A 6780-nucleotide genomic window follows, 5' to 3' on the forward strand; every position below is an offset into this window, starting at 1 on the left:
CGATCATCCCCAATGAGCCAAACAGGTGGTCCATAGTTACTGGCCAACCGGTGGTCCCATCATCGTGGCAAATGACAATGTCATTAATGACATCGGGATGAAATCGAACGTGAGACGGTGGCACCGCATTTGAGAACCGACAGCTACTCCTGTAGGTTCGCAAACTACGTGGCGGACGCTGATGCCTCTACCTGTAGGTTTGCAGAATTCTCATCGAAATGGCGGACGAGTTTTTCTCATCTTCGTGGCGGATCCTAGAACCGTCCGGTTGTCCACAACTTCGGAGGCTCGACCCCCAGCATGGCCTGGCCACCGCACCGATGCCGATAGCACCCGGTCAGCTGCAACGCGATTGATCCCGTAAAAGATGAAATAGCCGGCCCTGGGCGTGGTGAATACCATGCCTGCTTCCGTCCCGCGCAGCGGGCGATGCGCCTCAATGGCTGACCGGGCCGGTCACCGCTCCCTGTAATCACGGATCTGGCGACGAAGGAGCCACACCTCCAGGGTGCCGCCCGCCTCGAATCATCAAAGATGCTTCTAACAAACACGTTTCGGCGGCCCCCGCTAGGCTTTGCCGGCCGCGGATAGTGATTTGTTCCGCTGGCCAACGCCTTTCACGCTTATCCTGTTTTGGCGGTCGCCTCCCGCGGCGGTGTAGCGTTATTGCGGGATGAACTTGAACGTGATGCCGTGCGGCCGGTTGATGCGGCGCACCTCGAACAGGCAGCTCGCGCGTTCCATTGTTCTTACCGCGGTGTTGTCCAGCGTTGCGACCAGCTGGTAGTTCGGAGAAGACGCGAATCGGTGCAAGGTCGGCCCGATCTGTTCGAGGTTGGACTGCGGGATCAGCCCGGTCGTCGCCCAACTGAGGCCATGCGCGAACCGGAGCAGACGCGCCAGGCCAGTAGAAGCGACGCACCCTGCCCGGGTAGGTTGTCGATCTCCTTCAGCAGGGACGTGTAGTCGGGGAATTTGCACTTCCTGCGAGGCGATCTGGACGCCGTGACCATCCGCTTGATCCCTGGCTCGTGATCGTACGGATCACGCAACTCTTCGGGCAACATGGACTGCACGGCTTTTTTGTTGTTGCTGTCATCGATGTGCATGCCGACGAGCCGTTGCAGGCGGATTTTGCGGTCGTCGGGCTCCAGCAACCAGACGGCGGCGCACTGCTCTCCAGCGAGGCGCGCAAGGGCGCGAACGGCGCGTAGTAGTGCCGGCCTCCGTTCATCAGTTCGCGTATACCGGCCAGGTAATCCACTGCCACCTTGAGTCGCCGGGTGGCGAGGGTCTACCCATAACTCAGGGATCTGCGCTCGGTCGCCGGCTAGGTCGCTGTCGGGTTCGACCGGGTAGGGGTCGTTGGATTCGATACGGTTCAAAACATCGACAGCTCTGTTCATCCGCTCGACAGCTTCTCGGCGCCAGTGATCATCATCTGGGGCCGGATCGGCGATCACTCATCCGATGATGCCCGAACACCGTGACACGGGTCGCCGCCCAGGATGATTTCCGCGATCGCGCCGGGCGCCACTGCGCCTCGGCCCGCTAAGGCCGCGCAAATGGTCGTCACCTCGATCGCGTCGCTCTCGGCCTGTAGTAACCGAAAGCCGATGGTGCACAGCAGTTTAGCTGGCTGCTAACACAGATATTTGTTTCGCGTGCACGCGACGAAATTACGCCGATCCTCGGAAAAGTGTGGCGGAACCACCTTGAAGCGAATGGCGTACCCAGCGGATCGTTGCGGCGACGTCACTGGTTCGGAAGCGGGTGCGTCGCGCTTGATGCGGAGGGTGTTGATCGGTCACCGGAATTAGTACCCGAGGACGGCGGCGATCGAAATAGTCATGAAGGACCGCACGATCAAGGTGTCAACCACCCGACGTCACCTCGAGTGCCGAGACAGCCGGCCCCTGAGTGAGTACGAGAAGGCCGGACTTAATAATAGGTACCGGGCGCGGCTGCTCCGCCTGGGGGTTGGTAGCCGGCCGCCGAGTTCCTTAGCTGCCATATCAGCTCAGGACAAAGCAAGTTGACGGCGTACGAGACCAGATAATTAGCCGCGAACTCGTCGTTGGGGGTGACATCACTCTTGACGTCACCCATGACTTGCCCGTAGCCCTCCCCCCGACCGACCTTATCGCAGATTCCGTGGCCGTAGCTAAGCGCGTCGTTGTCCGGAAATCCGTAATGCCGCCGCACCACCACGTCGTAGACGTACTCGACTTCGGGTGCGGGAGCGGCATGTACCCGCGGCGGTGGCGTTAACAGCAGCCCGCCGACAGCAACTGCGCCGCCGATCAAAGCGACCAGCGATTTCCAACGCTTCATGGCTGGCGGCTCGAACCAATGACTAGCGTCGCCGCAATCGGTCCCATGAAATGTGCCCCTCGTTCCACCTGTTGAGCCGACCAGCTTCGCACGGCTATGGGCATCGATCAAGACGTTAAACTATATAATGGATAAGGTCCAGTGATCTCACGATGCAAGTCCAGCCAGACCAGCCACTAGCTGGCGCTGTTCGGGATTCCCTTCGGCGAATTGAGCCAACGGGTAGAGCCCCGAAAGTTGCGTCTTGGCCAGATCCTCGGGAACGCGACGCCCCCGCCTCCTGGTCCAGCGTGTACAGATAGCTCACGTTGACTCGCCGTGCTGACGCGCAAGATGTGACGCCCGAAGTGCGGCGCGAACGACCTTGCCGGCACTACTCAGCGGCAGCTCGGTGACCGAATACCAATATTGCGGAATCTTGAAGCCGGCGAGCTTCACCCGGGCGAAGGACCCTAGCTCATCGGGCCGTGGGGGATGAGCCAAGTCTGTCGGAACGATGAACGCGGCCAAGGTTTCTCCGAGTCGCGTGTCTGGCACGCCCACAACGCCGACCGCGGCAACCGCGGGGTGGGCGCTGAGCACATTCTCGACTTCTAGCGGATAGATGTTCTCCCCACCGCGAACCACCATGTCGTGCCGACGACCGCAAAGACGGAGATAACCGTCGGCATCCATCGCACCCAGATCACCAGTGTGCAACCATCCATCGGCGGCCTGGGCGGAAAGGTGCGCCGCGGCGGCGAACACTTCGCCGATTCCTGCCCGGTCCGGCTCGTCGATTCGCAGACGAAGCCCGCTCACCGGCCGACCGACGCTGTAGAGGATCTCGGGATTTTTGACCGCGGCCAATCGATGATCGTCTGGGCCCAGGCTGGTGATTGGGCTGCCCTCGGTTTGGCCGTAGAGACTGACCATGGCGACGTCTGGCAGCACGTCAAGGACCCGTCGCAACGTCTCGACGGTGATCGGCGAGGCACCATAGATCAATGTCTTAAGCGGAACTGCGGCGAGAAGCCGTTCGCTGAGCAACATCTCGATCATGGTCGGCACGAGCAGACAATGAGTGGCCTGGAGCTGCTTGAGGTTGCGCCACCAGTCGAACGAGAACCTGTTGGTGGGGATAACTGCCGCCCCGGCCGTGAGCGCTACCAGGACGTTGCCCAGTCCCCCGATGTGATGCAACGGTGAGCCGGTGGCATAGCGATCGTCGGGGCCGATTCCGATCAAGCGGCCTAGCAGCTCGGCGCGAGCGCCTAGCACTCGCTCGGTGAGCGGGACCGTTTTGGGAAGTCCGGTTGTTCCCGCGGTGTGCAGGTAGATTGCCGTGGGAGCTGGTTCCGGATGCAACGGGCGCCTCGACACCGGCAGGGAAGGTATTGTCACCGCCCGTATCCCAACCGCGGCGGCGACCTGCCGAGCCGTCTCGGCGAACGCCGCCTCGGCGAGAAAGACCGGCGAGCCGCTCCGGCCGACCGTTTCGGCCAACTCCGCAGCGGTCTGCCTCGGTCCGAGCGGAGCGAGTGGTCGGTTGGCGGCGGCACCGCCGAACAGCAATGCCAGCGCATCGGCGTTCATGGTGAGCAACCCAGGGATGGGCTGACCTGGCTTAACGTCGAGATCGACGAGCAGGTCCGCAGCTGTGACGCTCATGCCGATCAGTTCACGCCCAGTGACACAGCCCGCTTCGCCGATGACCGCTGCACGTTCACTGCGCTCGTGGACAGCGCAGATTCGCTCCAGCCACTTCATCCGAGTGGGTGAACCGGACTCGTCGAGCGGAAAGCCATCGTGTCTCTCCTAGCCATTTCATCAAAACGATAAATAGTTTACTGTTTACGTGAAATGTCACAAAGGAGGGCCGGCTGCGTGCGGATCATTGTCACCGGCGGGAATAGTGGCGTCGGGAAGGCGACCGCCCATGCGATGGCCGCCGCCGGCCACGAAGTGGTGATCGCCTGCCGCACCCCACCGAAGGCGTATGACGCCGCTTCGTCGATGCCCGGCGATGTCCAAGTGCGCGAGTTAGACCTGGCCGACCTCACCAGCGTGCGTAAGTTCGCCGACACCGTCGACTATGTCGACGTGTTGGTGAACAACGCTGGTGTGTTGGGCTTGCCGTTGACTCGAACCGCGGACGGCTTCGAGGCTCACATGGGCACTAATCATCTTGGCCACTTCGCGTTGACCTGCCTTCTCGGCGACCGGATCCGCGACCGGGTCGTGGCGGTGGCCAGCACCAACTACACCACCGCTCGCATGCACTTCGATGACCTCAACTATCACCATCGCCGTTACAACCCATGGTCGGCATACGGGGAATCCAAGCTGGCGAACCTGCTGTTTGTGCGGGAATTGGTCGCCCGCGGCAAGACCGCCTATGCCTCCGATCCCGGCATGACCGACACCGGGATCACGCGTAACGGCTCGGGAGTATTGCAGTGGGCGGGCCGAGTGCTCTCACCGCGCATCGCACAGCGCCCAGCTGACGGGGCTCGCTCGACCATTCAGGCGATCACCACGACATTGCCCAACGGCACCTACATTGCGCCGCGCGGCCTGATGCACCAGTGGGGCACACCGAAGCCCACCAAACTCAGAGATAAGGCGCGCGACGCGGACAGCGCGCGACGGTTGTGGGATATCTCGGCTGAGCTCACGGGCTGCGAGTGGCAGGACAGCCATTCATGACTATCGAACGAGTGCTGCCGACGCCCGAAGCACGCGAACTCGTTCGACTGGCCGCCGAGGTTGGCGACAAGGTGCTCGATCCGATCGTCGACGAGCATGAGAAGAGCGAGGCCTACCCCGAGGGAGTCTTCGCGACTCTGGGTGAGACTGGGCTGCTGACACTGCCGCACCCGCAGGAATGGGGCGGTGGCGGACAACCCTACGAGGTATACCTGCAGGTTCTCGAGGAACTGGCAGCTCGATGGGCCGCAGTCGCCGTGGCTGTCAGCGTCCACGTGCTCGCCTGCCATCCATTGATCGCGTACGGCACCGACGAGCAACGACAGCAGTGGCTGCCGACCATGCTGGGTGGTCACACGATCGGTGCCTACAGCTTGTCCGAGCCGCAGGCCGGTTCCGACGCCGCCGCACTGACCTGTAAGGCCGCCGCGGTCGATGGCGGTTACCGCGTCAACGGCGCCAAGGCCTGGATCACCCACGGCGGCATAGCAGACTTCTACAGCCTCTTCGCCCGCACGGGCGAAGGTGGACAAGGCATTTCATGCTTCTTGGTCGAAAAGGACACCGACGGACTTACGTTCGGCAAACCCGAGGAGAAGATGGGCTTGCATGCCATCCCGACCACCACAGCGCACTACGACAATGCGTTCGTGTCTGCCAAACGTCGGATCGGCGCCGAGGGCCAGGGCCTCCAGATCGCCTTCAGCGCACTGGATTCCGGACGCCTCGGCATCGCCGCGGTGGCCGTCGGGCTGGCGCAGGCAGCACTCGACGAGGCGGTTTCCTACTCCCAACAACGGACGACTTTCGGCCGCAAGATCATCGATCATCAAGGCCTGGCGTTCCTGCTGGCCGACATGGCCGCCGCGGTCGACTCTGCGCGCGCCACGTACCTGGACGCGGCGCGCCGCCGTGACGCCGGACTGCCATACTCGCGCAACGCCTCGGTGGCAAAGCTCATCGCCACCGACGCCGCAATGAAGGTCACCACCGACGCCGTGCAGGTTTTCGGCGGCTACGGCTACACCAGGGATTACCGTGTCGAGCGCTACATGCGCGAAGCCAAAATCACTCAGATCTTCGAAGGCACCAACCAGATTCAGCGGCTGGTCATTGGTCGATCGTTGGTTGGATCATGACAGTCGAGATCGGTTCGACAGACGGCGCCTACGAGCGCCCCCAGTTGCGATTGGCGCCCAGCCCAACCGCCGAGTCGCATGCGTTCTGGACCGGGGGGCGCAACGGCGAGTTGCTGATCACCCGCTGCCATGGTTGCGGCCACTTCTTTCACCCGCCGGGGCCGGCCTGCTGGCGTTGCCGAAGCACCGACGTTGCACCGGAGCCTGTCTCCGGACGGGCGGCCGTCGCGGCGTATACCGTCAACCGCCAGAGCTGGATTCCGGGTTTCGATCCGCCATACATCGTGGCGATGGTCGAGCTTGCCGAGGAGCCCGATACACGGCTGATTTCGAACGTGGTCGACGTTGCCCCGGACGAGATCAGCGTCGGGATGGCCGTCGAAGTTTTTTTCGAAGACTGGACCGCGTTGTCGGGCGAGGAAGAAAGCCGGGTGTGGTTGCCGTTGTTTCGCCCAGTCAGAAACTGATCACGTCCCTGGACCAGATGCTGCTAATGTGACAGTCAACGGTCAAACCGTCGATGAGGACGTGAGATGACCAGCTACTAAGGAGTTCGTAAGTAAGTCGAGACACGCCGGGGAAAGCCTTTGCTGGCGAACGATATTCGTCGAGAATAGGT

Annotated in this window: 6 protein-coding genes; 3 read left to right on the forward strand and 3 right to left on the reverse strand. The window is 62.2% G+C overall.

What is annotated here, in order from left to right; genetic code table 11:
- Nucleotides 1–848: 848 nt before the first annotated feature.
- From FPZ47_RS25705 to FPZ47_RS25715, 3 genes are all read right to left on the reverse strand, one after another.
- Entirely contained in the window at nt 849–1463 is a 615-nt protein-coding gene (locus tag FPZ47_RS25705; RefSeq protein ID WP_246133612.1) for a hypothetical protein, read from the reverse strand.
- A 478-nt stretch (nt 1464–1941) separates the two neighbouring features.
- A complete protein-coding gene (locus tag FPZ47_RS25710; protein WP_246133613.1) occupies nt 1942–2445 on the reverse strand; it encodes a DUF732 domain-containing protein in 504 nt (167 codons plus the stop codon).
- Nucleotides 2446–2637: 192 nt separating this feature from the next.
- On the reverse strand, nt 2638–4083 hold the full coding sequence (locus FPZ47_RS25715) for a class I adenylate-forming enzyme family protein (RefSeq protein WP_144956828.1): 1446 nt from the start codon (nt 4081–4083) through the stop codon (nt 2638–2640).
- Nucleotides 4084–4200: 117 nt separating this feature from the next.
- Between FPZ47_RS25715 and FPZ47_RS25720 the strand changes: the two genes are divergently transcribed.
- From FPZ47_RS25720 to FPZ47_RS25730, 3 genes are read left to right on the forward strand one after another with little or no spacing between them, the layout of a single operon-like run.
- Nucleotides 4201–5022, forward strand: coding sequence for an SDR family NAD(P)-dependent oxidoreductase (locus FPZ47_RS25720; RefSeq protein ID WP_144956831.1), 822 nt, complete (start codon nt 4201–4203; stop codon nt 5020–5022).
- On the forward strand, nt 5019–6161 hold the full coding sequence (locus tag FPZ47_RS25725; RefSeq protein WP_144956833.1) for an acyl-CoA dehydrogenase family protein: 1143 nt from the start codon (nt 5019–5021) through the stop codon (nt 6159–6161). The genes FPZ47_RS25720 and FPZ47_RS25725 overlap by 4 nt, the downstream gene beginning before the upstream one ends.
- Nucleotides 6158–6628 (forward strand): Zn-ribbon domain-containing OB-fold protein, encoded by a 471-nt coding sequence (locus tag FPZ47_RS25730; RefSeq protein WP_144956836.1) that lies wholly within the window; start codon nt 6158–6160, stop codon nt 6626–6628. Before FPZ47_RS25725 ends, FPZ47_RS25730 begins: the two co-directional genes overlap by 4 nt.
- Nucleotides 6629–6780: the final 152 nt, after the last annotated feature.

The sequence above is a fragment of the Mycobacterium helveticum genome (genome assembly GCF_007714205.1).
Lineage (GTDB): Bacteria > Actinomycetota > Actinomycetes > Mycobacteriales > Mycobacteriaceae > Mycobacterium > Mycobacterium helveticum.